The sequence below is a fragment of the Geovibrio thiophilus genome (assembly GCF_004087915.1).
GTDB lineage: Bacteria > Chrysiogenota > Deferribacteres > Deferribacterales > Geovibrionaceae > Geovibrio > Geovibrio thiophilus.
Window position 1 is genome coordinate 406,267 of the sequence record NZ_CP035108.1, and the last position, 26,941, is coordinate 433,207.

The following is a 26,941-nucleotide window of genomic DNA, read 5'->3' on the forward strand; positions in this document are numbered from 1 at the left end:
AGTTGCGAAGAATAATACTGACGGCAGCGTGTGTGCTGGCATTCGGCATCGGAGCTAACGCGGAGACCTTCAGCCTGACGGATGCCATAAAGGCGGGGCTTGAAAACGGTCTTGGAATAAAGGCGGCGGGCTTAAGCGCCGATGCCGCAAAGGAAACCGTGCAGACATACAGGGCTGAGTTTGACCCCTATGTTTCAGCTTCAGCGGGCGTGGAGGATTATAAAGATCCGAACTCATACTCGGTATACGATACGGATTTCCGCACAAAGAGAGATTTCACAGGCGGAATCAGTATAACCAAGAAGCATGAAGCCGGTTTCACCGCTGAAGTAAGCGCTGATTCGGCACGCCTCAGAAACAATGATGAGAGAGAAGAGCTGAATCCCGCCTACAGAACAGGTGTGGAGTTTCGCCTCTCCTTTCCTCTTCTGAAAAACTACGGACGTGATACGGGCACGGCAGGCATAAGGACGGCGGAGAACACATCCGCTGCTTACGGGCTGGATTACTTCGCCTCCGCCCTCGACACTGCCTATTCCGCTGAAACCGCTTACTACGCTTATCAGCGCGCCCTCGGCGTTCTGGCATACAGAGAGGAATCCGGCAGGCTGGCGGCGAAGCTTCTTGAGGCGAACAGGAAGAAGCTGGAATCCGGCGTTATCCCCGTGACAGAGGTTCAGGAGGCTGAAACGGCGCTTGCTTCAAGGGATGAGCAGATAATCGCAGCAAGGCAGGAAGTGAGGCGCACCAAGAACATTCTTGAAAACATCATAAACGCAGACCTTGCGAACGGGGCGGAGATCCCTGCTCTTAGAGGCATGGATGACGGACTGCCTGTTTCCGCGGTGTTTCTTGAACACGCAAGGGAGAAAAGACCGGACATGCTTAAACAGAAGCTGGCGCTGGCGAGCAGCGACATAAAAATACAATACCTGAGAAATCAGGAGCTGCCGGAGCTGGATTTCAAGGGCTCATTAGGCATCAACGGGCTTTCGGGGCATGAGGCGTCGGAAAACCGCTTTGACGGAAGCTACCTAGGTTCGCTCCCCTATGCCTCCGATTCCGGCGGTTATTCATGGTATGCGGGCGTGAACTTCCGCTATCCGCTGGGCAACCGGGCCGCAAGGGCGGAAAGCGCGGCGGCGGGCTCTGAAAAACTCAGAGAGCTCATAATAATGAAGAAGCTTGATGCTGACACAGTGACCGAGATACGCAACGCCTTTGTGCTCATAGAAGGCAGCCGTGAACGCCACGGGGTGGCGGGAAGGTTCAGGGCGCTGGCTGAGAAGTCCCTCGCGCAGGAGACAAGACGCATGGAGGAGGGACTCAGCGACACTTTCAGAATACTGGACTTTCAGGATGATGTGATAGAGGCGAAGATCAGGGAGCTTGACGCGCTTTATGATTACAACACAGGGCTTGCGAAGCTTTACAGGGCTTCCGGTGAAAACCTGAGCAGGTACGGAATAGCCTTCCGCTATTCAGACGGAAAAGTAATGTAACAGGGGAGAGCATCAATGAATGACGCGGATAAAATTACCGAACAGCGTGAAAAGAATCTGAACAGCAGGATAAAGTTGAGAAAGGCGGGCTTCTACGGAGCCGTTATCATAATAACCGCGGCGGCGGTTTTCTACGGCATGCCGAAATTTCTGTACGCCATGCACCATGAGAGCACTGACAACGCATACATCAAGGGAACCATAATTCCTGTATCTGCTGAGGTGAAGGGGCGCATAAAGGCTGTGCATGTCAGCGACAACATGCGGGTGAAAAAAGGGGATGTTCTCTTTGAGATAGATCAGGATGACTATCTTCTCGTTCTCAGCCGTGTGAAGCAGGACTATGAGGCAGCGCTGGCTGAAGAGATTAAGGCTGATTCCGCCGTGACTCAGGCGGAGAAAAATATCAGACAGGCGCAGGCAGCTCTCGGCAAGGCTCAGACCGAGGCTTCGTTTACAGGCAGAGAAGCGGAGCGCTACGGAAAACTTGAGAAGGAAAGCCTTATTTCCAAAAACGCATACGACAGTATGGTTTCGGGAGCTCAGGAGGCGTTTTCGACAGTTAAAGTCGCTGAGGCCTCCCTTGAGATGGCACACGCCGCATACAGCACAGCCGAGGCTGACAGAACCGTGAAAAAATACAAAACCGCCTCTGTTGCCGAGATGGTGAAGGAAGCGGAGCTTAATCTTGAAAAAACAAGGGTGAAAGCCCCCGCAGACGGCTACATAGGTCAGAACAACGCCAAAACCGGCAGATATGTTCAGCCCGGTCAGGCTGTCCTTGCCGTGGTGGACGGGGATGATGTGTGGATTGAGGCGAACTACAAAGAAACCCAGATGAAGCGCATAATAAAGGGTCAGGAGGTTGAGATCAAGGTCGATGCCTTCCCCGGCACGGTGTTCAAAGGGCATGTGGACAGCTTCCAGCCCGGAACGGGAGCGGCGTTCAGCCTTCTTCCTCCCGAGAACGCCTCAGGCAACTTCGTCAAGGTTGTGCAGAGGGTTCCGATTAAGATCACCCTCGATGAACAGCCCGGTCTGGACAGGCTTGTGGTGGGTCTTTCCGTGGTTCCCAGCGTAAACATAAAATAATATGACAGACACATTCAGACCCAATAAGGCAATGATCACCATCACGGTAATGACCGGAGCGGTGCTCAGCGCCCTTGACACGAGCATAGTCAACGTTGCTCTGCCGTATATGAGAGGGAATCTCGGAGCCTCAGTTGAGGAGATAGCGTGGGTTTCAACCTCATATATACTCTGCAACGTTATAATAATGCCGATAATCGGCTTCCTCAGCAGCAGGTTCGGGCGTAGGAACTTCTATCTCGCCAGCGTGGTAATGTTCACTGTTACCTCCATGCTCTGCGGGCTGGCGTGGGATCTCAACTCGATGATTTTCTTCCGCTGCCTTCAGGGAATAGGGGGCGGCGCACTGATCCCCATATCGCAGGCGATACTGCGTGAGAACTATCCGCCGGAGCAGCAGGGCTTCGCCATGGGGATATTCGGTCTCGGTGTCGTTATGGGTCCGGCTCTGGGACCGACATTGGGCGGCTGGCTCACTGATAACTACTCATGGCCGTGGATATTCTATATCAACGTTCCGGTCGGTATTGTGAACATACTGCTCACCATGAAGTTTATAAAGGATCCGGAGTTTCTTTCCCGTTCAAAGGGCAAGGTGGACGCCCTCGGTCTCGGGCTGATGGTGGTCGGGCTCGGAGCGCTGCAGATAATGCTTGAGGAAGGTCAGCAGAAGGACTGGTTCCAGTCTGATTTTATAACAACACTTGCAGTCACCGCAGCGGTTGGGCTCACATTGTTTGTTATAAGGGAGCTCAGTGCGGACAAGCCTGCGGTGAACCTGCGGCTTCTGAAAGACAGGACATTCACCTCCGGCACTCTGATAGGGGGTGTTCTGGGTATAAGTCTGTTCGCCAGCCTTTTTCTTTTACCTATGTTTTTGCAGCAGCTTCTCGGGTATCCGGCGTTTGACTCGGGGCTTGCCCTCATGCCCCGAAGCGTGGCGATGGCAATATTCATGCCCATTGTCGGGAGGCTGTACACTGTTGTGGGCGCACGGGCGCTTATAGGCGCGGGACTTTTGGTAAACGGGGTGAGCTTCTGGCAGCTTTCAAGGCTTTCTCTGGATGTTGGCTACTGGGACATCTTTTTCCCTCAGGTGTGGCAGGGGCTCGGCTTCGGACTGATATTCGTGGCTCTCAGCACAGTGACGCTTTCCACTGTGGAAAAGAAGGATATTACCGATGCCTCCGGTCTGTACAACGTTGTGCGTCAGGTCTTCGGCAGTGTGGGGATCGCCCTTTCCGCAACATTTGTGACAAGGTACGAAACCATATACCACAGCACGCTCACGGAGCACATAACCGAATACTCGTTTACCGCGTTATCATGGCTTGACAGCCTCGGCGGAATGTTCTTCTCCGCGGGGAGCGACGGCGCGGCGGCAGAGACCAAGGGGCTGAGGATGATAGAACTCCTTGTGATGAGGCAGGGAGCGATGATGGCTTATAATCAGGTGTTCTTTATGGTTGCTGTTCTGTTTTTTATGAGCTTCCCGCTTATATTTCTTCTTAAGGACGAGAAAAAAGCTTAGCGAGCCCTGAAAAGGGCTCTTTTAAGTTGCATTATGTTTTTTTTCCATTAAAATTTTCCATTCACCTCGGAGGAAAAACTATGATTAAGGTTCTAATTAACGGGGAAAAGTGCAAAGGGTGCGGTCTGTGCATTCAGGTCTGTCCGAAGAGGATTCTCCGTTTTTCCGAAAATATAAACTCCATGGGCTACAATATTATTATGTGTACGGATCAGGATGCGTGTATTCTCTGCAAAAGCTGCGCGCTTGTCTGTCCCGATGTGGTTTTCACCCTTCAGAAACAGGATTCAGGCGGTAAATAATGAATAAAAAAGTGCTGATGAAGGGGAACGAAGCCATAGCCGAAGCGTCCGTAAGAGCGGGGCTGGCTGGCTATTTCGGTTATCCCATCACCCCCCAGAACGAATTTACGGCATATATGTCATACCACATGCCCGCAAAGGGCAGAGCCTTCGTGCAGGCGGAAAGCGAAGTGGCGGCGATCAACATGGTCTACGGAGCGGCGGCTACCGGATGCAGGGTAATGACCTCCTCCTCAAGTCCGGGAATCGCTCTTATGCAGGAAGCGATCTCATACATGTGCGGAGCGGAAGTGCCCGCAGTCATAGTGAACATAATGCGCGGCGGTCCCGGTCTCGGCAATATAGGTCCCAGTCAGGGTGACTATAATCAGGCGACAAGAGGCGGCGGCAACGGCGATTACAAAATGATCGTATACGCTCCCTCCACTGTTCAGGAAGCGGTTGACCTCACGTATAACGCCTTTGACGTGGCTGACAAATATAAAATACCCGTGTTCATCCTAGGCGACGGTGCACTGGGACAAATGGCGGAACCTGTTCTCCTCCCCGAGGAAAAGCCTGTGATGAAAGGCGATCAGGGCTGGGGATTAAGCGGCGCAAAGGGCAGAGAACCCAGAGCGGTTATGTCGCTGAGGCTTGCGGAAGGCGAGCTGAGGAAGCATAACTGGAATCTGGCGGCGAAATTTGAGAGAATAGCCGAAGCCGAAACAAAATATGAGCTTACAGATACAGACTACGATGTGCTTGTCACAGCTTTCGGAACGGCGGCAAGGGTTGCGAAAACCGCTGTCCGCCAGCTCAGGGAGCAGGGGATAAAGGCTGCCCTGTTCCGTCCAGTTACCATATGCCCCTTCCCCTATGCCGCGCTCGCGGATGCGGCGAAACAGGCTAAGAAGGTTCTCGTGGCGGAGATGAACACAGGGCAGATGCTCTTTGACGTGAAGGTTGCCGTTGAGGGCGCTGCTCCCGTTGAGTTCATGGGCTGCCCGGGCGGGGAGTCCTTCTCACCGGAAGAGATTGCCGCCAAAATTAAAGAGATGCAGGGGTAGGCGGATGAGCATAGTTTTTCAGAAACCGGAAAGCTTAACCGATAAAACAACGATCTTCTGCCCCGGATGCAGTCACGGTATAATCCACAGGCTGGTGGGCGAGGCTCTGGACGAGCTTGAGCTTCGTGAAACCACAGTGGGCGTCGCCCCTGTGGGGTGCGGAGTTCTTCTGTATGAATATTTCAGAACAGATATAGTCGAGGCTCCCCACGGCAGGGCTCCAGCTCTTGCCACAGGGATAAAAAGGGTAAGACCCGACCTCACAGTGTTCAGCTATCAGGGCGACGGCGACCTTGCCTCCATAGGCATGGCGGAGATTATGCACGCCGCCAACAGGGGTGAGATGATCACCGTTATCTTCGTGAACAACGCCAATTACGGTATGACAGGCGGACAGATGGCTCCCACCACCCTGCCCGGACAGAAAACAACCACGACTCCCACAGGCAGAGACTGCGCGACCCACGGCTCCCCTTTCAGAATGGCGGAGATTATGGGCGCTCTTGACCCTGTGGTTTACAGCGCGAGAGTGAGCGCCGCGACTCCGGCTAAGATAATGAAGGCTAAAAGAGCTGTGAAAAAAGCCTTTCAGAACCAGAAGGAGAACAGGGGCTTCTCATTCGTTGAGGTTCTTTCCACCTGCCCCACAAACTGGGGAATGACTCCGGTTGACGCCGTTCAGTTTGTGGAGAAGGATATGGAGGCTTACTACCCTTTGGGCGTGTTCAGGGATGCCTGCGGGGGTGAGAAATGATTTTTGAAAGCGTAATGGCGGGCTTCGGCGGGCAGGGCATCCTCAGCGCCGGAATGATGCTCGCCCATATCGCCTCCCACAAGGGGCTTAATGTCACATGGTTCCCATCCTACGGAGCGGAGCAGAGAGGCGGAACGGCGAACTGCACCGTTGTCATATCCGACCTTGAGATAGGCTCTCCCATTGTCACTGCTCCTGCTTACGGGCTGATAATGAACATGCCTTCTTTCAACAAGTTCCAGCCCCGTTTCCGCAAAGGCGCTAAAGCGGTGCTTGACACGTCGCTTATTGACCCCTCCGCAGTAACAAGGACTGATGTGGGTTTTTTCGGGCTGAATGCCGGAGACATAGCGAGGGATCTCGGAAATGTAAAGGTTGCCAATATGGTTATGATAGGCGGTCTTCTGGCGGTTTCCGGTCTGTTCAGTCTTCAGGAGGCTGTGGCTGAACTTCCCAATGCTCTTTCAAAGAAGCATCATGATCTGATACCTCTGAATGAACGGGCGCTGTCCAAAGGGTTCAGTGAGATTAAAAAATTAAATTAATGGTTAAACAGGGCGTCCTTCGGGACGCCCTGTTTGTTTCCGGAGCTTAAAAACAGGCATACTGCAAAACCCTATACAGCAAAGGTTTACGGGCTTGTTCAATGGTTGTATAAGATTCATAAACTTTTCTATTGAGTTTTTTAATGTAATCCACTAAAACAAAATACTTTTCTATTTTCGGAGGTTCTGATATGTCGCTTATGAATAAGTTCTGGGACATCGCCAAGTCCAGAAACAAGACAATTGTTTTGCCGGAAGGAACTGATGAAAGGACAATAGACGCCGCCAACGCCATAGTTGAAAACGGACTCGCCAAGGTCATAGTTCTGGGGGACGAGAAGGAAGTAAGGGGGCTCTTCGCACAGAAGGGCTACGCAGTGAAATGCGAAATTATCGACCCGAAGACCAGCAAATACCTTGAGACGTTCACAGACGAATATTATGAAAAAAGAAAATCCAAAGGCATGACAAAAGAGGAAGCCGCAGAAAGCATGAAGGATGTGCTTTACTTCGGTTCCATGCTTGTGGAGAAAGGCATAGCCGACGGCGCCGTGACAGGAGCCTGTCACACCACCGGTGACGTTCTGAGGGCGGCCATCCGTGTTATCGGCACCAAAAAAGGGATGAGGACTGTTTCAAGCTGCTTCATCATGGTCACTCCCAAGCCCGAGTTCGGTAAGGACGGAGCAGTGCTTTTCGCCGACTGTGCGGTCATACCCAACCCCGATTCAAGGACACTGGCGGAGATCGCCCTCGCCACAGCGGACAGTTGCAGGGCATTTCTTGAGGTTGAGCCGAAGGTGGCTCTGCTCTCTTTCTCCACAAAGGGGAGCGCTCAGCATGAGGATGTGGACAAGGTGACTGAGGCTCTCAGAATAGCCAAGGAGCTTGCTCCGGAACTTGCCATAGACGGCGAGCTTCAGGCGGACGCTGCGCTGCTTGCCGCCGTGGGCGCGAAAAAAGCTCCGGGAAGCAATGTGGCAGGGCAGGCAAACGTGCTTGTTTTTCCCAATCTTGATTCAGGAAACATAGGCTACAAGCTTGTGGAAAGGATCGCAGGCGCCGAAGCCATCGGACCCGTTATTCAGGGGCTGGCAAAGCCTGTGAATGATCTTTCCCGCGGCTGCAAATATATGGATATAGTGAACGTCGCCGCAATCACGGCTGTTCAGGCTGATTAAGGAGGAAATGCCGATGTTTATACTCGCTCTTAACTGCGGCAGTTCGTCCGCCAAGTACCAGCTTTATGACTGGGATAACAAACGGGTTATCGCCAAAGGTGTTGTGGAGCGTGTCGGTATAGGCGACTCGTTCATCGTTCACGAAGTTGAAGGCAGACCCACTTACAGGGACGAATACGAATGTCACGACCACGGAACTGCTGTGGAGCTGATCGTCAAGACGCTCACAGCGTCCGAGACGGGCGTTATCTCAAACATGAAGGAAATCTCCGCAGTGGGGCACAGGGTTGTCCACGGAGGAGATAAATTTAAAAGAAGCGTAAGGCTCGATGCCGATGTCATAAAAACAATTGAGGATGTCCAGCACCTCGCCCCTCTTCATAACCCCCCCAACCTCGCGGGGATAAGAGCAGCATATGAAGTCCTGCCGGATGTTCCGCAGGTGGCTATATTTGATACCGCCTTCCACCAGACAATGCCCGACTACGCATATATGTACGCTGTACCCTATGAGTGGCATGAGCATTACGGCGTAAGACGCTACGGTTTCCACGGCACAAGCCATCTTTACGTGTCCAAGCGGGCAGCGTCTCTCCTCGGCAAAAGCTCCAAGGAATGCAATATCATAACCATGCACATCGGCAACGGTGTTTCACATACGGCGATCAAAAACGGTGTGTCCGTTGACACTTCAATGGGGCTCACGCCTCTTGAAGGCGCCATAATGGGAACCAGATGCGGGGATATTGACCCAGCGATCCCGCTTTTTATGCAGGGGCAGCTTGATATAGACTACCGCAAGATGGACACGATTCTTAATAAAAAGTCCGGTATGCTGGGCATAAGCGGCAAATACACCGACAGAAGGGATATTCTCCAGTGCAACTTCCCCGACAGCAAGGACAGATGCCGCCTCGCCATAGATATGGAAGCCTACAGACTTAAGAAATACATAGGGACTTACTATGCTGTTCTCGGAAGGCTGGATGCCATAGTCTTTACCGCCGGCGTGGGCGAAAACGCAGGTATAATCCGTCAGAAGGCTCTGGAAGGGCTTGAGGATATGGGTATCATCGTTGATGAGCAGAAAAACCTCTCCACCTTTTCCAAGCACGGTGAGACAGAGATTTCAACGCCTGAGTCAAAGGTTAAAGTCTTCGTCATCCCCACCAACGAGGAACTCGTTTTCGTGGAGGATGTTGTGGCTATACTCAACGGAACCTACAAAGACCATACGGAGTATGAGTATTCGTTTCTTAAATAAATAATCGCCGCACCCGCGTCCTGCGGTGCGGCTGAAACCGCTCGCGGCTTGCAAAGCAAGCCTTCGCTCCGCACGGCGCAGCATCTTGTCTTTATATCCAAAATTTACCATCCTTGGAAATTTTGGACACACGCTCGCGGACGGCTTAGCCGTCCTTCGCTCCGCACGGCGCAGCATCTTGTCTTTATATCCAAAATTTACCATCCTTGGAAATTTTGGACACACGCTCGCAGACGGCTTAGCCGTCCTTCGCTCCGCACGGCGCAGCCCCATCCATGGGGCTGTCAAGACAATGCGGAGTATAATAATGGTGATAATAATCGCCGCACCTGCATCCTGCGGTGCGGTTTAATTTCATAAAACGTTCTGACGTCATTGCGGACCCGAAGGGTGAAGCAATTTCTCCGCTATCGCAGGAATCAGAGGCACCGGTAGAAACATCCTTCTTTTCCTTTAGTTTGCTAATAATAAAACTTTTCTAATTTCACTTGAATTTTATTTTTTCATGGCACATCTTTTAAGCAGCACATATCAGAACCTGAAAACACAAAGATTGGGATTTTGAATTTTTGATAAGGGGAGCGCAATATCAAAAATCTCATAAAACCTGATTTCATCGGATCTTAGGAAAACCGCTTACGGAAATAGTTTAAATATTTCTCGTTAACCCTGCCGAATGAGCCGATAGGTATGGTATAATAAAATAAACTGGAGGGTGCGATGATGAAACGCTTGGAAATTGCCCTGCAGGAGCAGGAAAAGTTAAGGGTCGAGGCTGTGATCGGCAAGCTTGCCGTGCATATAGAAGAACGCAGTGAAGCTATGCGCATAGTAGGCACCACCGAAGATCCTTATGTCGTGGAAAACGGCGGGCTGAAGCTTATAGCGGAGAAGCTGGATTTTCTTTTTGACGATACCCTCTCCTTTGACTGGTTCATGGAAAATGTTCACGAAGGCTACGGTATTGGCTTAAGCCGTGAGAAAGACGAATATCTCAATCTTGATGATCTTTTCGATATTGAGTACATAGAAGATACAGAGGAAAACGGAGTGGACATACCCGAATATGTGGTGATGGCTGCCGCTGTGTCAAGATAGAACCGGAACCCTGCTTATAAAAAAAGCGGGGTTTTCTTTTTATGAAACCGGATTTTTCCTTTTCTTCTTTTCAGCGTACATGACTTCGTCCGCCATGTTCAGCAGTTCTTCCAGCCCCGAGACTTTATCATTGCAGAATGCCCAGCCTATACTCGCAGAAAGCTTATACGAGCGTATTTCGGAGTCGTTAAGCCTGCTTATTTTTTCGCCGAGTCTGCTTCTCACCGTGCCTGCGTCTGTCTGTTCCTCAAGGATTACCGCCGCCGCGAACTCATCTCCGCCGAGGCGCGCAGTTATGTCGGATTCTCTGAAGGACTTGCGCATTATGTCCGCCATGTCTATGAGAGCCTTGTCCCCTTCGGAGTGACCGAGATTGTCGTTAATGTGCTTCATCCCGTCCAGATCGATGAAATATATGGTGAAAACACCCGTACCCCGCCTGCTGATTTTCAGCAGTTCATCGGCTTTGATCATGAAGCCCCGCCTGTTGTTGAGCCCTGTCAGCTCATCCTTGAAGGACATTTTATGCAGGTGCAGGACGGTCTTCTGGCGTTCGATGGCGTAGTTTATCGCCCGCACGAGCTGTTTTTCATCAAACTGACCCTTGACTATATAATCCTGAGCGCCTTCACGCACGGCGGAGAGGGCTATGGTTTCATCATCATTTCCCGTCAGCACCACAATGGGCGTTTTCGGTGTGGACTCACGGGCTTTTATGAAGGTTTCAAGTCCGAAACTGTCCGGCAGGGCAAGGTCAAGGAGTATCACATCAAAATGCGCGGCGGCGAGTATCTCAAGGGCATAGGAAAGCCTGTCCGTCTTCTTACAGCGGAAATCAAACTGCGGGGAGTCGTGGAGCATTATTTCGATAAGACGGGCATCCCCCGGGTTATCCTCCACTATCAGAACGTTCAAATGCGTCTCTTTGTCCATAAATCACCCTTCCGGCAGGAAAGCAAGCCTGAGCCAGAATTGCTCTATCGTTTTGACGACATGCTCAAATTCGTCCAGATCAACCGGTTTTTTGATGTATGAGTTAGCGTGCAGCCCGTAAGCGGTCTGTATATCCTTATCGGATGAAGAAGTCGTAAGTACAATTACCGGAATACTTTTCACACTTTCGTTCTTTTTTATCTCTGCCAATACTTCCCTGCCATCCTTGCGGGGCAGGTTGAGATCGAGAAGAATAAGATCCGGTCTGGGTGAACTGAAAAACTCATCCTGTCTGTAAAGGAAGCGCAGGGCATCCACCCCGTCCTTCACCACGCTTATGCCGCACGGGGTCTCAATATCCCTGAAGGCTTCCTTCAGAAGGCGGGCATCCCCTGCGTTGTCCTCCACAAGGAGTATCTCAAAAGGCACATTTCTTTGCAGCCCCATTATTCACGCCCTTTTCCCTGCAAAGTGAAGATAAAGTCGGAGCCCTTGCCCTCGGCTGATTCCACGGAGATTTCACCGCCGTGGCGTTCGACTATCTTTTTGCATATGGCAAGCCCAATGCCTGTTCCGGGGAATTCCTCTTTAGTGTGAAGTCTCTGGAATATTACAAAAATTCTGTCCAGATATTTTTTATCTATGCCTATACCGTTATCTTTTACCATAAACCTGAACATATTGCCTTCTTTTTTGGCACTTATTTCAATTTCAGGTTTTACTCCTTCCCTGCGGAACTTGATTGCGTTTCCGGTCAGGTTCTGGAAAAGCTGGAGCATCTGCGAATTGTCCGCCAGAACAGTGGGAAGCTTACTGTATTTTATCACGGCTCCTGATTCTTCGATAACCCCTTTGAGGTTTGCCTTCACAATGTCGAGCACGCCGTTTAAATCAACATGGCTGAATTCTTCCCCTTTGGTTCCCACCCGGGAGTAGCTGAGCAGGTCATTAATCAGAACCTGCATGCGGTTTGCGCCGTCCACGGCGTAGTTAATGAACTCTGTGGCGTCCTCGTCCAGCTTGTCCTTGTAGCGTTTGGCGAGAAGCTGGGTATAGCTTGAGATCATGCGCAGAGGCTCCTGAAGATCATGGCTCGCGATATACGCGAACTGCTCAAGCTCTTCGTTGGAGCGCTCCAGCTCCGCCGTTCTCGCCGCAAGTTCCCTGTCCCGCTCCTGCAAGGCTTCCGCCATGGAGTCGAAGGCTTTTGCGAGCTGTCCGAGTTCGCCTCTTCCGTATCTTATCCCGGTGCGGACGCTGAGGTCACCTGTACTGAGCTCCTTTGTCACATTGGCGAGACGGTTTATCTTGCTCAGGGCAAACAGACTGCCCGCGACCCAAGCAGTGATCAGCACTATGGTGCTGAAAACAATCCACACGCCTATATAAAAGAATACCTTTTTTACGGGCTCCATGGCGAGCTTTTCCGGTATACCCACCATGAGACGGAGGTTTGTTCCCTGCCCTGTCATTGTTGTGAAGCCGAACAGGCGCTTTTCGCCGTCAAGCCCGACTGCGCGGAACATGCCGTCATTGTTGCTCTGCATCAGCTCCACGGCTTTTGATCTTCCTATGCTCCGTCCTATCCAGTCACCCGCATCGGGGTACATGGCGAGGATTTTTCCGGAGTTATCAAGAACAGTCAGTGTCGTGCCTTCGGGAAGCTGGGAACCGGCGGCTATGGAACGGAACCATGAGAGGTTGAATGTCGCGGAGAGAACCCCCGTGATTGCTCCGTCTGTTTCGACGGGGTAGGATAGGCTGAATTCCGTGGCTCCGGTCACGAGCCCGAGCCTGTATGAACCGAAGTAGAATGAACCGTCCGAGACGGATTTAGTGAACCACTCGGTGTTTGTGGGAATGCGGGTTATGGTGAGCGGTCTGCCGGAACAGATGATTGAACCGCTTCTGTCCACAAGCAGAAGGTTTTCGTATGAGGGGTACACGTCTATAAGATCGGTGAAGATCCTCTCGCAGGAGGGCGCGTCCATATCCCTTATCTGGGGAATGCGGGAGAGCCCGAGAAGAAGATGCTTCGTCCCGTTCATGGCGCTGTTATTGTGCTCCGCAGCGTATTTAGCGAAGCGGTGGGCATCCTTAAGCGCTCTGTCCATTTCGTAGCGGATCTCTGAAAATGCCGTAAACAGCAGAACACCGAGAGCCGGAATTACCGCGAAGAGCACCAGAAGAAGCAGTCTGCCCCGCAGTCCTGAAATACCTATTGCCATATGCGGTAATTCCCTCCTTTCACTGGCTGAATCTAGCACAGAAGGGCGCAACAATTCAACTCCCTTGACAGCTTATGCCTCGGGGATTAAACTCGTAAGCTATACATACGGAGTGTAAATGAGCAGAATTGACGAGAGCGGATATTTCCACAAGGCTATGATGATAACCAAGGCGATGTTTCCGGGCGTGTTTATTTATCTTGTTTTCGCCGGACTCTCCAAAGTTTTTGACTGGAATATTTTTCTTTATCTTTCTCCCGATACGGTCAGACAGACCGGTTTTGTTTTTGTCGCCCTGTCGGTTGTTTCGTTTCCCCTTGCGAGAGAGGTTGAAAAACACGCTGTAAAGAACGCGAAAACCGGAGACGGTCTTCTGAAAAGACTGTACTTCTCAACACTGATCAATCTCGGAATAGGGGAGATTTCGGCTTTTTTCGGCGTGATAATCTATGTAATGTCAGGCGATATAAGATATTTCTTTTTGTTTTTCAACATCTGCCTCCTGCATATTATCCTGAACAGACCGACATATGCTAAGTGGAAAAAGCACATGAGAGAACGCTTTACATCTCTGCCGGATGAGGATGACTGATGCCGGCGCAGGGCATAACTCACAAGGGACTTGTCATTGAAGAGGATACGGGAAGCGGAGCTCTCATTGAGATAGCCAGAAGCGGAGCCTGCGGCGGCTGCAAGGAGAAGGGCGCCTGTGGCATGACCGAAAGCGGTTCCCTGCTGGTGCGCCTGAAAAGCCCCCGCAGACTGAAAAAAGGGGATGAGGTGACGGTGGAGATCTCCAGAAGCGAGTTTTACCGTTCCGTGGGGCTGGTGTATATCGCTCCCGTGGCGCTTATGCTTACTGCCGCTGTTGCTGCCGGTTCGATGGGTTTTTCGGAACTGCTTACAGCTGTTCTCACTCTTGCTGTGCCCGCTGTTTATTTCCCCGTGCTGCGTCTGTTTCTCAAAAACGGCAGCCGCACAAGGTACAAAATAAGGTAATTCTGCGGAGGCTGCTGAGTCATTGCGGACGAAGTGAAGCAATCTTCCTGTATATTCAGAGACTGCTTCACCGTTTTAACTCCCCGCAGTGGCGTAAACAGCCTTATCTTTTCTTCTGTCTCACGGAAGCTGAGTTCCGGTGCGCAATGAGCTCTTCGTGTTCGGCGAGAGTGATTATGTCTTCCATGTCTTCCTCAAGCTGTTTTTTGGAGTAATAGAGTATGCTTGAGCGTTTTATGAAGTCGTAAACGCCCAGCGGCGAGAAGAAGCGGGCTGTTCCTCCCGTGGGGAGCACGTGATTGGGTCCGGCTATATAATCGCCCACTGCTTCGGGGGTGTTTTCCCCGAGGAAGATAGCCCCTGCGTTTCTGATTTTAAGCATCATCTCCATCGGGCTTTCCACATAGAGTTCAAGGTGTTCAGGTGCTATTACGTTTGCGACTTCGCATGCCTCATCCATATCTTTCACAAGAATGACCGCCCCGTAGTTATCCAGAGACTTCTTGGCAATATCTTTTTTTGGGAGCGCTTCAAGCTGTTTTTCAAGCTCTTCTTTTATCTTTTCAGCAAGCTTTTTATTGTCGGTGACGGCGACTGCGCTGGCAAGCTCATCGTGTTCCGCCTGTGAGAGCATATCTGCGGCTATGTATTTCGCCTTTGCGGATTTATCAGCGATTATAAGAACTTCGCTGGGTCCCGCTATCATGTCTATGTCTACCTGCCCGAAGACAAGCTTTTTGGCAAGCGCCACATAAATATTGCCGGGACCGACGATCTTGTCGACCTTCGGCACTGTCGCTGTTCCGTAAGCGAGAGCCGCGATCGCCTGAGCGCCGCCTACTTTGAACCCTCTGTCAACACCGGCGATATATGCGGCGGCGAGAACAACAGGGTTAACCTCGCCTCCTGTGGCGGGTGTGGTCATTATTATCTCTTTCACTCCGGCAACCTTTGCGGGCAGCGTGTTCATCATAACACTGGTGGGGTAAACCGCCTTCCCGCCCGGAACATATACACCGACCCTTTCCAGCGGTGTAATTTTCTGACCTAGGAAGGTGCCTTCGCTTTTTTCGTAGATCCATGTTTTTTCAAGCTGCTTTTCGTGGAAGGAGACAATATTGTCTTTCGCTTTTTCCAGAGCCTTTTTCAGCTTCGGGTCAAGATTTTTGTACGCTTTTTCCATCTCTTTGCGGGTGATCTCCACCTTTTCGCAGTCAAAGCGGTCAAACTTTTTCGTGAGCTCAAAAAGAGCAGTGTCCCCTTCCTTTCTGATCCGGTTGATGATGGAAAGCACAGTGTCCATGTATTGTTCGTTGAAGGATTCGCCTCTTCCTAAAATTATTTTAAGTTTTTCGTCATTTCTTTTTATTATCATGATTCTATTCCAGTAAATCTGTTTTTTCCGTTCTTTTTACTCTCATAAAGCCTTGAATCGGCAAGCTTTACTATGCCCACACTCTCCGCGCCTTCGGGGAAATCCTTCGGAACCGCCACGACCCCGCCGCTTATCCCGGCGATTCCCGCATAGCCTGTCTTCTCAAAGACCTGAGAAGCCACACCGGTCAGCTTGGCGCAGACCGCTTTTATGTCGACTTTGTCATCTTCGGGGATTATTATGAAGAACTCGTCCCCGCCGAAGCGCCCTAGAATGTCGCTGGCACGGAGCTTTTCCCTGAATCCTCTGCATAGATCCACAAGAAGGTTATCGCCCACAAGATGCCCTTCCTTATCATTCACTGCCTTGAAATTGTCTATATCCGCCATGATGAAGTAAAAGCCTTTGCCGTATCTCTGATGTCGGTTAATCTGGGCGCCTATGAGCTCCGCCATCGCCATTTTATTGTAAACTCCGGTGAGGAAGTCCGTTCGTGCCTGCCTGTAGATTATTTCTGTGTTATGAAGCTTTTTCAGGGCAACCATCACAACGAAGGAAAGCTCCTTCACAAAGTCCATTGAGCCTGAATCCTCAAATCTTTCCGGATCTCTGCTGAAAAGCGCCAGAGCAGCGATTATTTTCCCGTTTTCAGTGATGGGGGCTATGAGGTAAGAGCCTATCTCTTCCTCAACTCTGAACTCGCTTATTATATTCATCGTGTCCTTGCCTGAGTAGGGGCGTTTTTCCAGAAAGAAGTATTTGAATATCTTCTCCGGATGAAAGAATATTTTATCCGCAAGGTTGTCCGTTTTGCGCTCAAAATCCAGAACATCCGAGTTGAGAAACAGCACGGCACGGTCAATATCAAAAATTTCAGAAAGATATGAAAGCGGCTTTTCTGTGATCTCCGCCAGAGAGCTTGACAGAAGAAAGGCGTATTCCACTATCCTGAATCCGCCGTGCTTCGCCTCGTTTTCCCTCACAATTGTAATGAGTTTTTCAAGTTCGTCCTTCAGGTCTCTGTTTTCCCTGATTACAGTGTCGAGTCTTCCCATCCTACTTAAGCTCCCCGAGATTTTTACCGACAGAACCGTTCACTGAAAGCGGAACACGCAGAGAGGCGGCGCTTTCCATGATTCTTTTTACTTCCGGCGCGAAGCTTTCCGCTATTTCTTCCTTAACCTCAAATACAAGCTCATCGTGAAGCTGAAGGATCAGATGCGCGTCCAGTCCGTTTTCCTTAATATATTTATCGCAGTTAAGCATCGCCACCTTGATTATGTCCGCGGCGGAGCCCTGCATCTGGGTATTCACAGCCACACGCTCGCCCTTCATGGCTACGGTTCTGTTCCTGCTTTTTATGTCGGCTATAAATCTTTTTCGTCCGAAAATAGTTTTTGCGAAGCCGTTTTTCTTCGCTTCCTCAATGGTCTCGGCTATAAATTTTTTCACGCCGCTGTACGTGGCGAAGTATTTATCTATGAAGATCTGCGCATCTTTGGGATTTACGCCCGTGTCACGTGAGAGCCCGTATGCGGATAGCCCGTAGATTATGCCGAAGTTTACAGCCTTCGCCATGCGGCGCATGCCTGAGTCCACTTCGCTCTCCGGCACGTCGAACACCTTCGAGGCGGTCTGGGTGTGGATGTCCAGCCCTTTGGAATAAGCGTCCACAAGGGCGGCATCCCCCGTGAGGTGGGCTAGGATGCGCAGCTCTATCTGAGAGTAGTCGAAGGAGACGAAAACATACCCGTCCTCCGTAATGAAGGCGGAGCGGATCGCCTTTGCGAATTCGCCCTTCTGGGGAATATTCTGCATGTTCGGCGCAGTGGAGGAGAGCCTTCCCGTTGCGGTTCCCGTCTGCTTGAACTCGGTGTGTATGCGCTTGGTGCGCGGGTCTATGAAATTTATCAGGGTGTATGTGTATGTGGAGAGCAGCTTGCTCAGCTCTCTGTGGCGCAGAATGTTCAGTATCACTTCGGAGTGGTCGGGATTGAAAATCAGGAGATCCCGAAGCGCTTCTTCGGATGTGGAAAATCCGGTTTTGGTCTTCTTCACCGCTTTTATTCCAAGCTCATCATAAAGAAAGGAGGAAAGCTGCTTGGGGGAGTTGAGATTAATGTCGTGCCCAACGGCGTTTATCAGCGAGTTCTGGAGCTGGATAAGCTCAGTCTCAAGGATTTTCGCCACCTGACGGATTCGCTCGGGGTCAAGCTTAATGCCCTTTTTCTCCATCTCTGCGAGAGCGTAGGAGGTTTCGATCTCCATCTCTTCATAGAGCTTTTTCAGGTTGTTCTTTTCAAGGTTTTCAATCTCGTCCGCCGCCGACTGTCTCACACGGGTGATAAAATCCTCAGCCTGCTCATCCTTCATCCGGCGCAGACCGCCCTGATCAGGTTCATTCATCCAGCTTATCAGCATTATGTCTCTGGGGTTTTCGGGTTTGAGCCCCGTTTCCTTGTATATGTGCTTGAGGTCATACAGAACAGCGTCCTGCGGTATTGCTTCGGGCTTTTTTACTTCCGGTTCCTGCCCGTTTTCCTGCATCCATATTTCGCCGTTTATGCTTGCGATTACTGTGAAGTCGCTGCCGAATGGCTGCTTTTCCGTGGCTGGGGCGGGGATGTTGGGCTTTGCCGAGCCTTCACCGAAGAGTCTGCGGAGAACGGAGTTCATCTCAAGGTCACGGAGCTTTTTCTCAAGGGCGTCGTCGTCCCTTTCCGGTGCGGACATGTCCAGATTATCTATGAACTGCAATGTGGCGAGCTCACGGCTGAAAAACGCTTTTTCCTTGTCGGTTCCAAGTTTTTCCTTCAGCTTGCCCTTGACTTTGTCTATGTTTTCGTAAACGCCTTCGAGGGTTCCGAACTCCGCCAGAAGTTTCTGGGCGGTTTTCTCCCCCACTCCGGCGACTCCGGGTATGTTGTCCGACGCGTCGCCGCTGAGGGCGAGCATATCGAGTATTTTTTCAGGGGGCAGTCCGAATTTTTCGGTGACCTCCGCTGAGCCCATAGGAGTGTTCGTTGAGAGGTCGAGTATCTTCACCTTGCCGTTGACAAGCTGGTGGAGGTCTTTGTCCTTGGTGGCTATGTAAACTTCGCCTTCAAGGGTGAGAGCTAGGGTGTTTATGGTGTCGTCCGCCTCATAGCCGTTAATACAGAGGACAGGTATACCCATCAGCGGAATCATCCCTTTGAGAGCTTCAAGCTGGGGTATCATGTCCTCCGGCATGGATTCACGGGTTGCCTTATAATCCGCGTGCATTTCGTGCCGCTTGGTTTTTTCCTTGGAGTCAAACACAACGTATATTTCTTCGGGACCGAGTTTATCTTTCATTGACATGAGGAACTGGAAAAACCCGTGGATCACGGCAGTGGGGAATCCCTTGCTGTTGGTCAGGGGGCGTGTGGCGTAAAACGCCCTGTATGCTATGTAGTTGCCGTCGATTACTAATTTCATTCAATACCTGCGATTTTATATACGTATTCAGTTATTTTATGATAAATTAGGTTTCTTGTATACGGTTTTATCCCCTTGACAGAGCTCACTTGTTCCGTTATTCTTAAATTAATCTAGGGTGGCTAAACTGTATAGCGGTTTTTATATGTAAACTGTACCGGTTTGCGGGGCGTTTGTTTACGAAAAATTCGGAAACAGATGCTGAGCATGCCGATTCTGCCGTTTTTTCAGCGGCAATATAGAAGGTGTTAGGATGAAAATCGAATTGAAACTGAAACCCCAATCGGAAAGACGTCAGGATGTTTTTAAGCCCGAAAAGCCGCTGCCTTTCGGACAGCTCCGCACAGACCATATGTTTGTGGTCGACTATGCGGACGGAGTCTGGAAAGAAGCAAGAATTGTTCCTTACGCCAACTTCAGCATAGCCCCCGGCGCCACTGCGCTTCATTATTCACAGGAAATTTTTGAAGGCGCAAAAGCCTTCATGCACCCGGACGGGGAGATTTACTCCTTCCGCATAGACAAAAACGCTAAGAGAATGAACATCTCCGCTGAAACGGTCTGCATGCCGAAAATAGACGAGGATCTTCAGATAGAAGGAATCCAGAGGCTTATCGATGTGGACAGGAAATGGTTTCCCATTCAGGAGGGGGCTTCTCTGTACATCCGCCCGTTTATGTTCGGTACGGAAGACATGCTCGGCGTTAAGCCCAGCAAAACCTTCACATACGCTGTTATCCTCTCCCCCAGCGGTCCGTATTATCCCAAAGGGATTACGGAGCCTGTGAAGCTGCTCATCAGTGACCGGTTCCACAGGGCAGCCCCCGGCGGAACCGGTTCATCCAAAACAGGCGGGAACTACGCAGCCTCCCTGAGAGCGGGCGAATACGCATATTCCAAGGGCGCGAGTCAGGTGCTTTATCTCGACTGTACCAACACGTACATTGAGGAATGCGGCGCCATGAATCACTACCATGTCATGAAGGACGGCACTGTGGTTATCCCCGAGTTTACGGAATCCATCCTCCGCGCCATAACCTCCGAATCGGTCATTGAGCTTGAGAAGGAGCTGGGGCGCAAGGTCATACAGCAGAGAATAAAGATAGACGACTTCATAAAAGGTATTGAAAACGGGGATATAACGGAAGCCGGAGGCTTCGGGACTGCCGCAGTTGTTTCTCCCGTGGGCACATACATTTTTGAGGACGGGCGTGAGCTTAAGGTCGGCGACGGCAGAATAGGCAGCGTCAGCAAATCAATTTACGAATACTACACAGGAATACAGACCGGCAGGGTAAAGGCTCCCGCCGGCTGGCTGAGAAAGGTTGAGAGATACTGAGAAAATCCCCTTTGTTAAATGGGGGAGATCATCGCTGTTAAAGACAAACAATAAATAAGGCGGGGTTTAGACCCCCGCCTTTCTCATAACTTACTGTCATTACAATCTTTAATGAAGCAATTCCCTGCTTTCTGTTTTATATTTTAAACTTATTCACCAGCATTTTCAGCTCGTCCGCCTGAATCTGGAGGCTTGAGATGGTGGATGCCACTTCCTGAAGCGCTGATGAGCTTTCCTCAACACCTGAGGCGATCATCTGTGTGCTTTCATTAATGTTATGAATCGCTCCAACCTGTTCTTCCACCGCAGACTGAATGATTCCGTTAACCCTGCTCATCGTATCCACTGCCAAAACAATGTTCTCAAAGGTTGATTTGGTGTCGTTGATGATTTCGACTCCGCCTTCGACCTTGTCCTTGGCGTTGTTCATTTCGGTGGAGGCGAGTTTGGCTTCCTTCTGGAGGTTCTTTATGATTGATGAGATTTCCCCTGTTGATGTCTGGGTGCGTTCTGCCAGCTTGCGAACCTCGTCCGCGACCACAGCGAAGCCCCGTCCGTGTTCTCCGGCTCTGGCGGCTTCAATAGCGGCGTTCAGTGCCAGAAGATTTGTCTGATCTGCTATATCTGTGATAACGTTGAGAATATCGCCGATTCTTGAGGATGATGCCAGAAGACCCTCAATGGTCTGTCCGAGAGCCTCAACATTGCCTTTTATCACAATCATTTCGTTAACAGCTTCCTGAAGCTTTTTATTCCCCTGCATGGTGAGGGCATTTGTATCCTCTATGTTGTTTCTGCCCTCGTTAATTGAGCCGGAAACCTCCGCAGCCGATGCCGTCATCTGCTCTGTGGCGCTTGCCACGCCGGAAATCTGCGATGCCTGATCGTTCATTGTGGTGGAGAGTTCTTCTGTTGAGGCAGCGAGCTCCGTACTGCTTGAGGCGACTGAATCAGCGTTCAGCATCACTGTCTGAATAATATCCCGCAGTTTGCTGATGAATTGGTTGAAATAGCGGCTCAGCTCTCCGACTTCGTCTTCAGTGGTTACCTGTATAGCCTTTGTGAGATCGCCTTCGCCTTCGGCTATTTCCTTAAGCGATGCAGAGACGGAACGTATGTTATTCGAGATTCTTTTTGACACATAAATGGCGATAGCCGTTATTATGCCGATGCAGATGAGTGTTATCAGGATAAACTTGAAGACAACCGCGCCTATCTCCTTGGAGATTCCTTCTCTGATTTTGGCAACTTCCTTGTCAATATCATCAATGTAGAAGCCTGTTCCGAGCGCCCATCCCCAGTCAGCCATGGGAACAGAGTATGAGAGTTTTTTCGCCACTGTTTTTTCCGAAGGCTTATCCCACATATAAACAAGGTAGCCGCCGCCGTTCTGAGCCTGTTTCACGAGCTCACGGACAAGATAGAGCCCTTCCTTATCCTGCACATCCCACATGCTTGTTCCTTCCCTCTGCGGGCTGGGAGGCAGGAGCACGTTAATCCCTTCGTATGTATAGATGAAGTAGTAGCCGTCAGCGCCGTAGAAAAGCTGCCTGACGGTCTCTTTCGCCTGATTTTGGGCTTCCTCACGGGAAAGAGAGGAATCCTGAAGGATATGTTTTACTGATGTATTGGCAAGGTCGATATAATTGCTCAGTTCTGCTTTTTTAAGGTTCATCATTGTGGTTTCAATAAGTCTGATCTCTTCATTTCCCATTTTACGGATATTGCCGATGCTTATAACGGCAAGTATAACCGACAGCAGGATAACGGGAATCACCGCCGTAAACAGAATCTTTGAGCCGATCTTCAAATTAAACATTCACACACCGCCTGAATTGATAGTTAATAAGTCCTTGGATCTGGTACTTATAAGTAACTAATTTTAATATAAAATCGGCTATTAATCTACAAAACCGGAAGAAATATGTTTTAACATGAAAAAAAGAAGTGTTTCGGGCTGCTGACGCGTTCGGGAAACAGGGAGGCTGACGCCTCCCCGCAAGTATTATACTTTAAATTTATTAACAAGCATTTTCAGCTCATCAGCCTGTACCTGAAGATTGGAGATAGTTGCCGAAACTTCCTGAAGCGCCGCGGAGCTCTGCTCCACACCGGAGGCTATCATCTGAGCGTTTCCGTTTATGTTAAGAACCGCCTTGGACTGCTCCTCCACAGCGGACTGAATGATTCCGTTTACGGAGCTCAGCGTGTCCACGGAAGTCACTATCTGCTCAAATGTGTTTTTAGTGTCGTCAATGATTTTGACTCCGCTTTCCACTCTTTCCCTTGCGTTTGTCATTTCGTGGGAGGCGGTTCTGGCTTCGCTCTGGAGACTGCCGATGATTTTTGATATTTCTCCGGTTGAGGTCTGGGTGCGTTCCGCCAGCTTACGCACTTCGTCCGCCACAACCGCGAATCCGCGCCCGTGGTCACCCGCTCTGGCTGCTTCTATTGCGGCGTTAAGCGCCAGAAGGTTTGTTTGATCTGCTATGTCTGTGATTACGTTGATGATTTCGCCTATGGTAGATGATGATTCCATAAGATTGGCGACAGTTGTGCCCAGCGCCTCCACATTCCCTTTGATCAGCATCATCTCTTTTACAGCCTGCTGAAGCTTTTTGTTGCCTTCGATGGTGAGGCTGTGTGTTTCTTCAATATTTTTGCGTCCTTCGCCTACCGAGCTGTTGACCTCTCCGGCGGATACGCTCATCTCTTCTGTTGCTGTGGCGACACCCGAAACCTGAGCGGACTGATCGTTCATGGTGGTGGAAAGCTCCTCAACGGAGGCGGCGAGCTCCGTACTGCTGGAGGCGACAGTGTCGGCGTTCATTTTGACTATATTTATAATATCCCTGAGCTTGGCGAGGAAGGTGTTGAAGTAGCCCGCGAGCTGCCCTGCCTCATCCGCCGAGTTTATGGCTATCTGAACGGTGAGATCTCCTTCTCCTTCTGCTATCCCTTTCAGAGATTCCGAAACGGAGGATACGCTTGAGGATATTTTTTTAGAAACAAAGTAGGCTATGACGGCAACAGCAACAAGACATGCTATGGAAAAAGTCATGAAGAGACCGACTATTCGTTTTATCTCGGCGGATATATTCGCTTCGATTTTGGCTGTCTCCTCTTCAATATCGTCAATGTAGAATCCGGTGCCGACTACCCAGCCCCATTCGGGTATGGACACCGAGTAGGAGAGCTTGTCCGCTTCTGCGTTCTTTGAAGCCTTGAACCATGAATACACAAGGTATCCGTCACCTGAAAGAGCGGTGTTTATAACCTCTCTGGTGACATAAACACCGGCGGTGTTTTTCACATCCCACTGGCTTGTGTTCTCAAGCTTCCGGTTTGAAGGCTGAACAAGGCACAGTCCCTGTCTGTCGTAAACGAAGAAGTAGCCGTCCTCACCGTATGTCTGTCTGAGGAGTATTTTCTTCGCTTCCTCCTTCGCCTCTTCTGCGGTGAACTCAGAGCTGTTTACCAGAAATGAAACCGAGTTGACTGCTATGTCGATATAATTTTTCAACTCCACCTTCTTCATGTCTGTCATATTGGTTGCGACCATTTCGACATCAGCCTGTCCCATTTTGTTTACATTGCGCACAACGATCAAGGTCAAAACAGCGGAAAGAAATACAGCGGGAATTAGAGCCGAGAGAAGAATTTTTGTTCCGATCCTCATTTTAATCACTTAGCACCACCTTTTCAGATATTTAATCAAATCCTAAACATATGTAACAACCGTTTAACTCAAAAAGCAAGAAATGATAGGTGAATAAAGTTTAATGCTTGTATACTTTAATGACTAATAAAAGATTATGATGGTGAAAACGGCATTATTTACTGCGAGTGATGGATAAAAAATGACTGCAAATGCTTTATTGACAGGTTTTTCAGAGGTTAAGCAGCACGGAACGGCTCAGAAAGCCTGCGGCGGATAATGCCGCAGGCAGCGGAAGGTTTATTCTTTTTTTAAGGGGCGTTCCATGAGAGCCATCACGGAATCCCGCGGATTTTTGTTTTCGTATATAACTTTATACACCTGTTCGGTGATGGGCATTTCGATTCCCGCTTTTTCGGCGTATGCGTAAGCGGCCTTCGCCGTGTAGACGCCTTCTGCGATCATGTTCATTTTTCCGGTTATTTCCTCAATGGCGAAACCTTCGGCAAGCTTAAGCCCGACCTGCCTGTTGCGGCTGAGGTCTCCCGTGCAGGTAAGCACAAGATCGCCCATGCCGGAGAGCCCCATGAAGGTTTCAGCCTTTGCGCCCATCGCCACACCGAGGCGGGTTATCTCCGCCAGTCCGCGGGTAATGAGCCCCGCCCTTGCGTTATGCCCGAAGCCCAGACCGTCGGATATTCCCGCTGCGACAGCGATTACGTTTTTGATTGCTCCGCCTATCTCCACCCCTGTCACATCTTCAGTGTAATAGCAGCGGAAAGCCGGAGCGGAGAAGGTGCACTGCCACCACTCGGCACGCTTTATGTCCTTGGAGGCGACACTCACCGCTGTGGGCTTGCCCAGCGCCACTTCCTTGGCGAAGGAAGGACCCGAAATTATGGAATATTCGGCATCGGCGGACTCGGACAGCATTTCGATCACAAGCTTCCCTGTGGCTATCTCTATCCCCTTTGTGGCGATTATTATGTCTTTGCCCTTAAGCGCCTCTTTGTTGGCTTCCGCCACTCTTCTGGAAAACTGGGTGGGCACAGCCCATACAATGTGCTTTTCCGTCATTGCGGAAATATCCCCGAAGCTTTTCGCGCTGACATTTGCGGAGAGCTTTATTCCCTGAAGGAAAAGAGGGTTCTCGTTGTTTTCGCTGACGCCTTTTATGACTTCGTCTTCAAATGCGTAGAGGGTAACTGCGTACCCTGATGAGCCGAGCAGGGACGCGAGTGCGGTTCCCCAGCTTCCGGCGCCGATTACGGCTATTTTATCTTGCATGGGCAGACTCCGGATGTTATCTTTTAATGTATCGGTTCATAAGTACACAACGTATAAAAAACCGCCCTGAAAAGGGTAGGGAATAGTAAGGCGATTTATGGCTAAAATCAACTATTATGACGTTGACGCCCTGCGCAACGTAAACGAGAAGCGAGTTTGGGACATGCTCCCCTTTTTTCTGGAAAGAAATCCGAATATCTGCGCCTGCGGAGGCTGCGCTCTTGATATTGTGGCTGTTACGCTGAACAATATTCAGCCGTGCTATCAGGTTTATGAAGACGGTGTGGAGAGGGCGCGCGAGAAAGTGAGCGAGGAAGAGATCTACCGCCAGATGACCGCCGCCGCGAAGCTCGTCGGCTCCAATCCCCGACACGACTGAGATTTATGAACAGAGCCGCAGTTCTTCTCTGCGTTTTTCTTCTTTCTTTACCGGCGTATGCGGATTTCCGGACGCTTCTGCATCTTTTACCTGAAATCAGCGGTTATTTCGCCTCCCCCGCGGAGGGCAGCTCCCTGAGACTGCCCGGAGGCAATGTGGACACGGCTTCCAGAAAATACTCCTCACCTTCGGCAGAGCTCATACTCTCCGTTTACTCCGGCGCTGATATAAAAGCCCTTGGGGAGCACGGGATAAAAGCCGGCGGTGTCACAAGGTCAGAAAAAGGACAAGGCTATAATATATTATATACAGGAAGCGGTTATAAGAAAGGTTACATAATGCTGACCGCAGACGGATCGCCACTCACAGTTGTACTGGAGTACAAGGGGATAAATCCTGAGCAGGCGGCGGAAACCGTCCGCAGCCTCAGCGTTGGGAATTTTTTCAAACAGAATTAAACGCTCTGATACTTTGTGCAGACAGATTCGGGCAGGGTGGCAAGCTTGATTCTGTCTCCGCTCAGAATCACGTCTTCCGCCAGTTTCTTCTCGAAAATGTCAAGTATTTCCGTTACAAATCCGTTCTCTTCGTTGATGCTGTAAATGACCCAGCGTCCATCCTTTTTGTCCCTGATTATTCCGGACGTTTTAAGGATTTTCAGATGCGATGAAACAGTTGACAGAGCAATGTCCAGAACCGAATCAATTTCGCACACACACATAGGCCTTTCTCTGAGCATCATCGCAATGCGCACTCTGTTTTCGTCTCCGAGCGCTTTGAAGACCTCAATCTCGTTCCTCACGATAAGCCTCCGCAGAATATAAAAGCTGTGTATATGAATAATGAAATATTTGTTAACGCTAATGATCAAGCCTTCATCGGAAAAAGTCAACGTTTTTCGGAAGTTATTAACAAAATTAACTATTCAAAATACAGATGGAATAATAAACGGCTATCGTCCGCACA

The 26,941-nt window shown here is 50.2% G+C and carries 25 protein-coding genes; 15 read left to right on the plus strand and 10 right to left on the minus strand.

The annotated features are described in order from the left end of the window. The first annotated feature begins 2 nt into the window (after positions 1-2). The 10 genes from EP073_RS01935 (at position 3) to EP073_RS01980 (ending at position 10,318) form a co-directional block, all read left to right on the plus strand. Positions 3-1,502 (plus strand): TolC family protein, encoded by a 1,500-nt coding sequence (locus EP073_RS01935; RefSeq protein ID WP_128465485.1) that lies wholly within the window; start codon positions 3-5, stop codon positions 1,500-1,502. 15 nt (positions 1,503-1,517) lie between these two features. Continuing rightward, positions 1,518-2,594, plus strand: coding sequence for an HlyD family secretion protein (locus EP073_RS01940; RefSeq protein ID WP_128465486.1), 1,077 nt, complete (start codon positions 1,518-1,520; stop codon positions 2,592-2,594). Between the two features lies 1 nt (position 2,595). Beyond that, the gene (locus tag EP073_RS01945; RefSeq protein WP_128465487.1) at positions 2,596-4,125 is read left to right on the plus strand and encodes a DHA2 family efflux MFS transporter permease subunit; all 1,530 of its coding nucleotides are present in this window, start codon (positions 2,596-2,598) and stop codon (positions 4,123-4,125) included. An 80-nt stretch (positions 4,126-4,205) separates the two neighbouring features. After that, positions 4,206-4,427 carry a 4Fe-4S dicluster domain-containing protein gene (locus EP073_RS01950; protein ID WP_128465488.1) on the plus strand — a complete coding sequence of 74 codons (222 nt, stop codon included), beginning with the start codon at positions 4,206-4,208 and terminating at the stop codon, positions 4,425-4,427. After that, positions 4,427-5,476, plus strand: a complete 1,050-nt coding sequence (vorB, locus tag EP073_RS01955; RefSeq protein WP_128465489.1) for a 3-methyl-2-oxobutanoate dehydrogenase subunit VorB — start codon at positions 4,427-4,429, stop codon at positions 5,474-5,476. The genes EP073_RS01950 and vorB overlap by 1 nt, the downstream gene beginning before the upstream one ends. Positions 5,477-5,480: 4 nt before the next feature. Next, entirely contained in the window at positions 5,481-6,230 is a 750-nt protein-coding gene (locus EP073_RS01960; RefSeq protein ID WP_128465490.1) for a thiamine pyrophosphate-dependent enzyme, read from the plus strand. Then, positions 6,227-6,775, plus strand: coding sequence for a 2-oxoacid:ferredoxin oxidoreductase subunit gamma family protein (locus tag EP073_RS01965; RefSeq protein ID WP_128465491.1), 549 nt, complete (start codon positions 6,227-6,229; stop codon positions 6,773-6,775). Before EP073_RS01960 ends, EP073_RS01965 begins: the two co-directional genes overlap by 4 nt. Positions 6,776-6,966: 191 nt before the next feature. Further along, positions 6,967-7,956 carry a phosphate acetyltransferase gene (pta, locus tag EP073_RS01970; protein WP_128465492.1) on the plus strand — a complete coding sequence of 330 codons (990 nt, stop codon included), beginning with the start codon at positions 6,967-6,969 and terminating at the stop codon, positions 7,954-7,956. Positions 7,957-7,969: 13 nt separating this feature from the next. Continuing rightward, on the plus strand, positions 7,970-9,220 hold the full coding sequence (locus EP073_RS01975) for an acetate kinase (protein ID WP_128465493.1): 1,251 nt from the start codon (positions 7,970-7,972) through the stop codon (positions 9,218-9,220). A gap of 720 nt (positions 9,221-9,940) precedes the next feature. Continuing rightward, a complete protein-coding gene (locus EP073_RS01980; RefSeq protein WP_128465494.1) occupies positions 9,941-10,318 on the plus strand; it encodes a hypothetical protein in 378 nt (125 codons plus the stop codon). Between the two features lie 39 nt (positions 10,319-10,357). On the opposite strand, the gene EP073_RS01985 is transcribed toward EP073_RS01980, so the two are convergent. From EP073_RS01985 to EP073_RS13870, 3 genes are read right to left on the minus strand one after another with little or no spacing between them, the layout of a single operon-like run. Beyond that, positions 10,358-11,251: a GGDEF domain-containing response regulator gene (locus EP073_RS01985; protein WP_128465495.1), complete on the minus strand. Its 894-nt coding sequence runs from the start codon at positions 11,249-11,251 to the stop codon at positions 10,358-10,360. A gap of 3 nt (positions 11,252-11,254) precedes the next feature. Continuing rightward, on the minus strand, positions 11,255-11,698 hold the full coding sequence (locus EP073_RS01990; protein WP_128465496.1) for a response regulator: 444 nt from the start codon (positions 11,696-11,698) through the stop codon (positions 11,255-11,257). Continuing rightward, positions 11,698-13,479 carry an ATP-binding protein gene (locus EP073_RS13870; protein ID WP_206617487.1) on the minus strand — a complete coding sequence of 594 codons (1,782 nt, stop codon included), beginning with the start codon at positions 13,477-13,479 and terminating at the stop codon, positions 11,698-11,700. The genes EP073_RS01990 and EP073_RS13870 overlap by 1 nt, the downstream gene beginning before the upstream one ends. Before the next feature lie 118 nt (positions 13,480-13,597). On the opposite strand from EP073_RS13870, the gene EP073_RS02000 reads away from it, so the two are divergent. Both EP073_RS02000 and EP073_RS02005 read left to right on the plus strand, forming a co-directional pair. Further along, a complete protein-coding gene (locus EP073_RS02000) occupies positions 13,598-14,071 on the plus strand; it encodes a hypothetical protein (protein WP_128465497.1) in 474 nt (157 codons plus the stop codon). Continuing rightward, the gene (locus EP073_RS02005) at positions 14,071-14,478 is read left to right on the plus strand and encodes a SoxR reducing system RseC family protein (RefSeq protein WP_128465498.1); all 408 of its coding nucleotides are present in this window, start codon (positions 14,071-14,073) and stop codon (positions 14,476-14,478) included. The genes EP073_RS02000 and EP073_RS02005 overlap by 1 nt, the downstream gene beginning before the upstream one ends. 103 nt (positions 14,479-14,581) lie before the next feature. On the opposite strand, the gene hisD is transcribed toward EP073_RS02005, so the two are convergent. The 3 genes from hisD to EP073_RS02020 are packed head-to-tail and all read right to left on the minus strand — an operon-like array spanning position 14,582 to position 19,312. After that, positions 14,582-15,853, minus strand: a complete 1,272-nt coding sequence (gene hisD / locus EP073_RS02010; RefSeq protein ID WP_128465499.1) for a histidinol dehydrogenase — start codon at positions 15,851-15,853, stop codon at positions 14,582-14,584. Continuing rightward, complete coding sequence (locus tag EP073_RS02015) at positions 15,850-16,908, minus strand: sensor domain-containing diguanylate cyclase (protein ID WP_128465500.1); 1,059 nt, start codon at positions 16,906-16,908, stop codon at positions 15,850-15,852. Before EP073_RS02015 ends, hisD begins: the two co-directional genes overlap by 4 nt. Before the next feature lies 1 nt (position 16,909). Beyond that, positions 16,910-19,312 carry a DNA polymerase gene (locus EP073_RS02020; protein WP_128465501.1) on the minus strand — a complete coding sequence of 801 codons (2,403 nt, stop codon included), beginning with the start codon at positions 19,310-19,312 and terminating at the stop codon, positions 16,910-16,912. A gap of 253 nt (positions 19,313-19,565) precedes the next feature. Between EP073_RS02020 and EP073_RS02025 the strand changes: the two genes are divergently transcribed. After that, the gene (locus EP073_RS02025; protein WP_128465502.1) at positions 19,566-20,651 is read left to right on the plus strand and encodes a branched-chain amino acid aminotransferase; all 1,086 of its coding nucleotides are present in this window, start codon (positions 19,566-19,568) and stop codon (positions 20,649-20,651) included. 136 nt (positions 20,652-20,787) lie between these two features. Here the strand turns inward: EP073_RS02025 and EP073_RS02030 are convergent, their stop codons facing one another. The 3 genes from EP073_RS02030 to EP073_RS02040 form a co-directional block, all read right to left on the minus strand. Continuing rightward, positions 20,788-22,470, minus strand: coding sequence for a methyl-accepting chemotaxis protein (locus EP073_RS02030; RefSeq protein WP_128465503.1), 1,683 nt, complete (start codon positions 22,468-22,470; stop codon positions 20,788-20,790). Between the two features lie 186 nt (positions 22,471-22,656). Then, positions 22,657-24,330, minus strand: coding sequence for a methyl-accepting chemotaxis protein (locus tag EP073_RS02035; protein ID WP_241654067.1), 1,674 nt, complete (start codon positions 24,328-24,330; stop codon positions 22,657-22,659). A gap of 279 nt (positions 24,331-24,609) precedes the next feature. Further along, entirely contained in the window at positions 24,610-25,596 is a 987-nt protein-coding gene (locus EP073_RS02040; protein ID WP_128465505.1) for an NAD(P)H-dependent glycerol-3-phosphate dehydrogenase, read from the minus strand. Positions 25,597-25,693: 97 nt separating this feature from the next. Here EP073_RS02040 and EP073_RS02045 point away from each other — a divergent pair, with 97 nt between their 5' ends. Continuing rightward, on the plus strand, positions 25,694-25,975 hold the full coding sequence (locus EP073_RS02045; protein ID WP_128465506.1) for a late competence development ComFB family protein: 282 nt from the start codon (positions 25,694-25,696) through the stop codon (positions 25,973-25,975). A gap of 5 nt (positions 25,976-25,980) precedes the next feature. Beyond that, positions 25,981-26,433: a hypothetical protein gene (locus EP073_RS02050; protein ID WP_128465507.1), complete on the plus strand. Its 453-nt coding sequence runs from the start codon at positions 25,981-25,983 to the stop codon at positions 26,431-26,433. Here the strand turns inward: EP073_RS02050 and EP073_RS02055 are convergent. Continuing rightward, positions 26,430-26,777, minus strand: a complete 348-nt coding sequence (locus tag EP073_RS02055) for an ArsR/SmtB family transcription factor (protein ID WP_241654032.1) — start codon at positions 26,775-26,777, stop codon at positions 26,430-26,432. The two genes, EP073_RS02050 and EP073_RS02055, sit on opposite strands and share 4 nt — an antisense overlap. Positions 26,778-26,941 lie beyond the last annotated feature (164 nt).

Excerpts from the sequence above, each read along its gene's own strand:
- EP073_RS01940 (WP_128465486.1), top strand. The coding sequence starts at position 1,518 with ATGAATGACGCGGATAAAATTACCGAACAGCGTGAAAAGAATCTGAAC.
- EP073_RS01945 (WP_128465487.1), top strand. The coding sequence starts at position 2,596 with ATGACAGACACATTCAGACCCAATAAGGCAATGATCACCATCACGGTA.
- EP073_RS01950 (WP_128465488.1), top strand. The coding sequence starts at position 4,206 with ATGATTAAGGTTCTAATTAACGGGGAAAAGTGCAAAGGGTGCGGTCTG.
- vorB (WP_128465489.1), top strand. The coding sequence starts at position 4,427 with ATGAATAAAAAAGTGCTGATGAAGGGGAACGAAGCCATAGCCGAAGCG.
- EP073_RS01960 (WP_128465490.1), top strand. The coding sequence starts at position 5,481 with ATGAGCATAGTTTTTCAGAAACCGGAAAGCTTAACCGATAAAACAACG.
- EP073_RS01965 (WP_128465491.1), top strand. The coding sequence starts at position 6,227 with ATGATTTTTGAAAGCGTAATGGCGGGCTTCGGCGGGCAGGGCATCCTC.
- pta (WP_128465492.1), top strand. The coding sequence starts at position 6,967 with ATGTCGCTTATGAATAAGTTCTGGGACATCGCCAAGTCCAGAAACAAG.
- EP073_RS01975 (WP_128465493.1), top strand. The coding sequence starts at position 7,970 with ATGTTTATACTCGCTCTTAACTGCGGCAGTTCGTCCGCCAAGTACCAG.
- EP073_RS01980 (WP_128465494.1), top strand. The coding sequence starts at position 9,941 with ATGATGAAACGCTTGGAAATTGCCCTGCAGGAGCAGGAAAAGTTAAGG.
- EP073_RS01985 (WP_128465495.1), bottom strand. The coding sequence starts at position 11,251 with ATGGACAAAGAGACGCATTTGAACGTTCTGATAGTGGAGGATAACCCG.
- EP073_RS01990 (WP_128465496.1), bottom strand. The coding sequence starts at position 11,698 with ATGGGGCTGCAAAGAAATGTGCCTTTTGAGATACTCCTTGTGGAGGAC.
- EP073_RS13870 (WP_206617487.1), bottom strand. The coding sequence starts at position 13,479 with ATGGCAATAGGTATTTCAGGACTGCGGGGCAGACTGCTTCTTCTGGTG.
- EP073_RS02000 (WP_128465497.1), top strand. The coding sequence starts at position 13,598 with ATGAGCAGAATTGACGAGAGCGGATATTTCCACAAGGCTATGATGATA.
- EP073_RS02005 (WP_128465498.1), top strand. The coding sequence starts at position 14,071 with ATGCCGGCGCAGGGCATAACTCACAAGGGACTTGTCATTGAAGAGGAT.
- hisD (WP_128465499.1), bottom strand. The coding sequence starts at position 15,853 with ATGATAATAAAAAGAAATGACGAAAAACTTAAAATAATTTTAGGAAGA.
- EP073_RS02015 (WP_128465500.1), bottom strand. The coding sequence starts at position 16,908 with ATGGGAAGACTCGACACTGTAATCAGGGAAAACAGAGACCTGAAGGAC.
- EP073_RS02020 (WP_128465501.1), bottom strand. The coding sequence starts at position 19,312 with ATGAAATTAGTAATCGACGGCAACTACATAGCATACAGGGCGTTTTAC.
- EP073_RS02025 (WP_128465502.1), top strand. The coding sequence starts at position 19,566 with ATGAAAATCGAATTGAAACTGAAACCCCAATCGGAAAGACGTCAGGAT.
- EP073_RS02030 (WP_128465503.1), bottom strand. The coding sequence starts at position 22,470 with ATGTTTAATTTGAAGATCGGCTCAAAGATTCTGTTTACGGCGGTGATT.
- EP073_RS02035 (WP_241654067.1), bottom strand. The coding sequence starts at position 24,330 with ATGAGGATCGGAACAAAAATTCTTCTCTCGGCTCTAATTCCCGCTGTA.
- EP073_RS02040 (WP_128465505.1), bottom strand. The coding sequence starts at position 25,596 with ATGCAAGATAAAATAGCCGTAATCGGCGCCGGAAGCTGGGGAACCGCA.
- EP073_RS02045 (WP_128465506.1), top strand. The coding sequence starts at position 25,694 with ATGGCTAAAATCAACTATTATGACGTTGACGCCCTGCGCAACGTAAAC.
- EP073_RS02050 (WP_128465507.1), top strand. The coding sequence starts at position 25,981 with ATGAACAGAGCCGCAGTTCTTCTCTGCGTTTTTCTTCTTTCTTTACCG.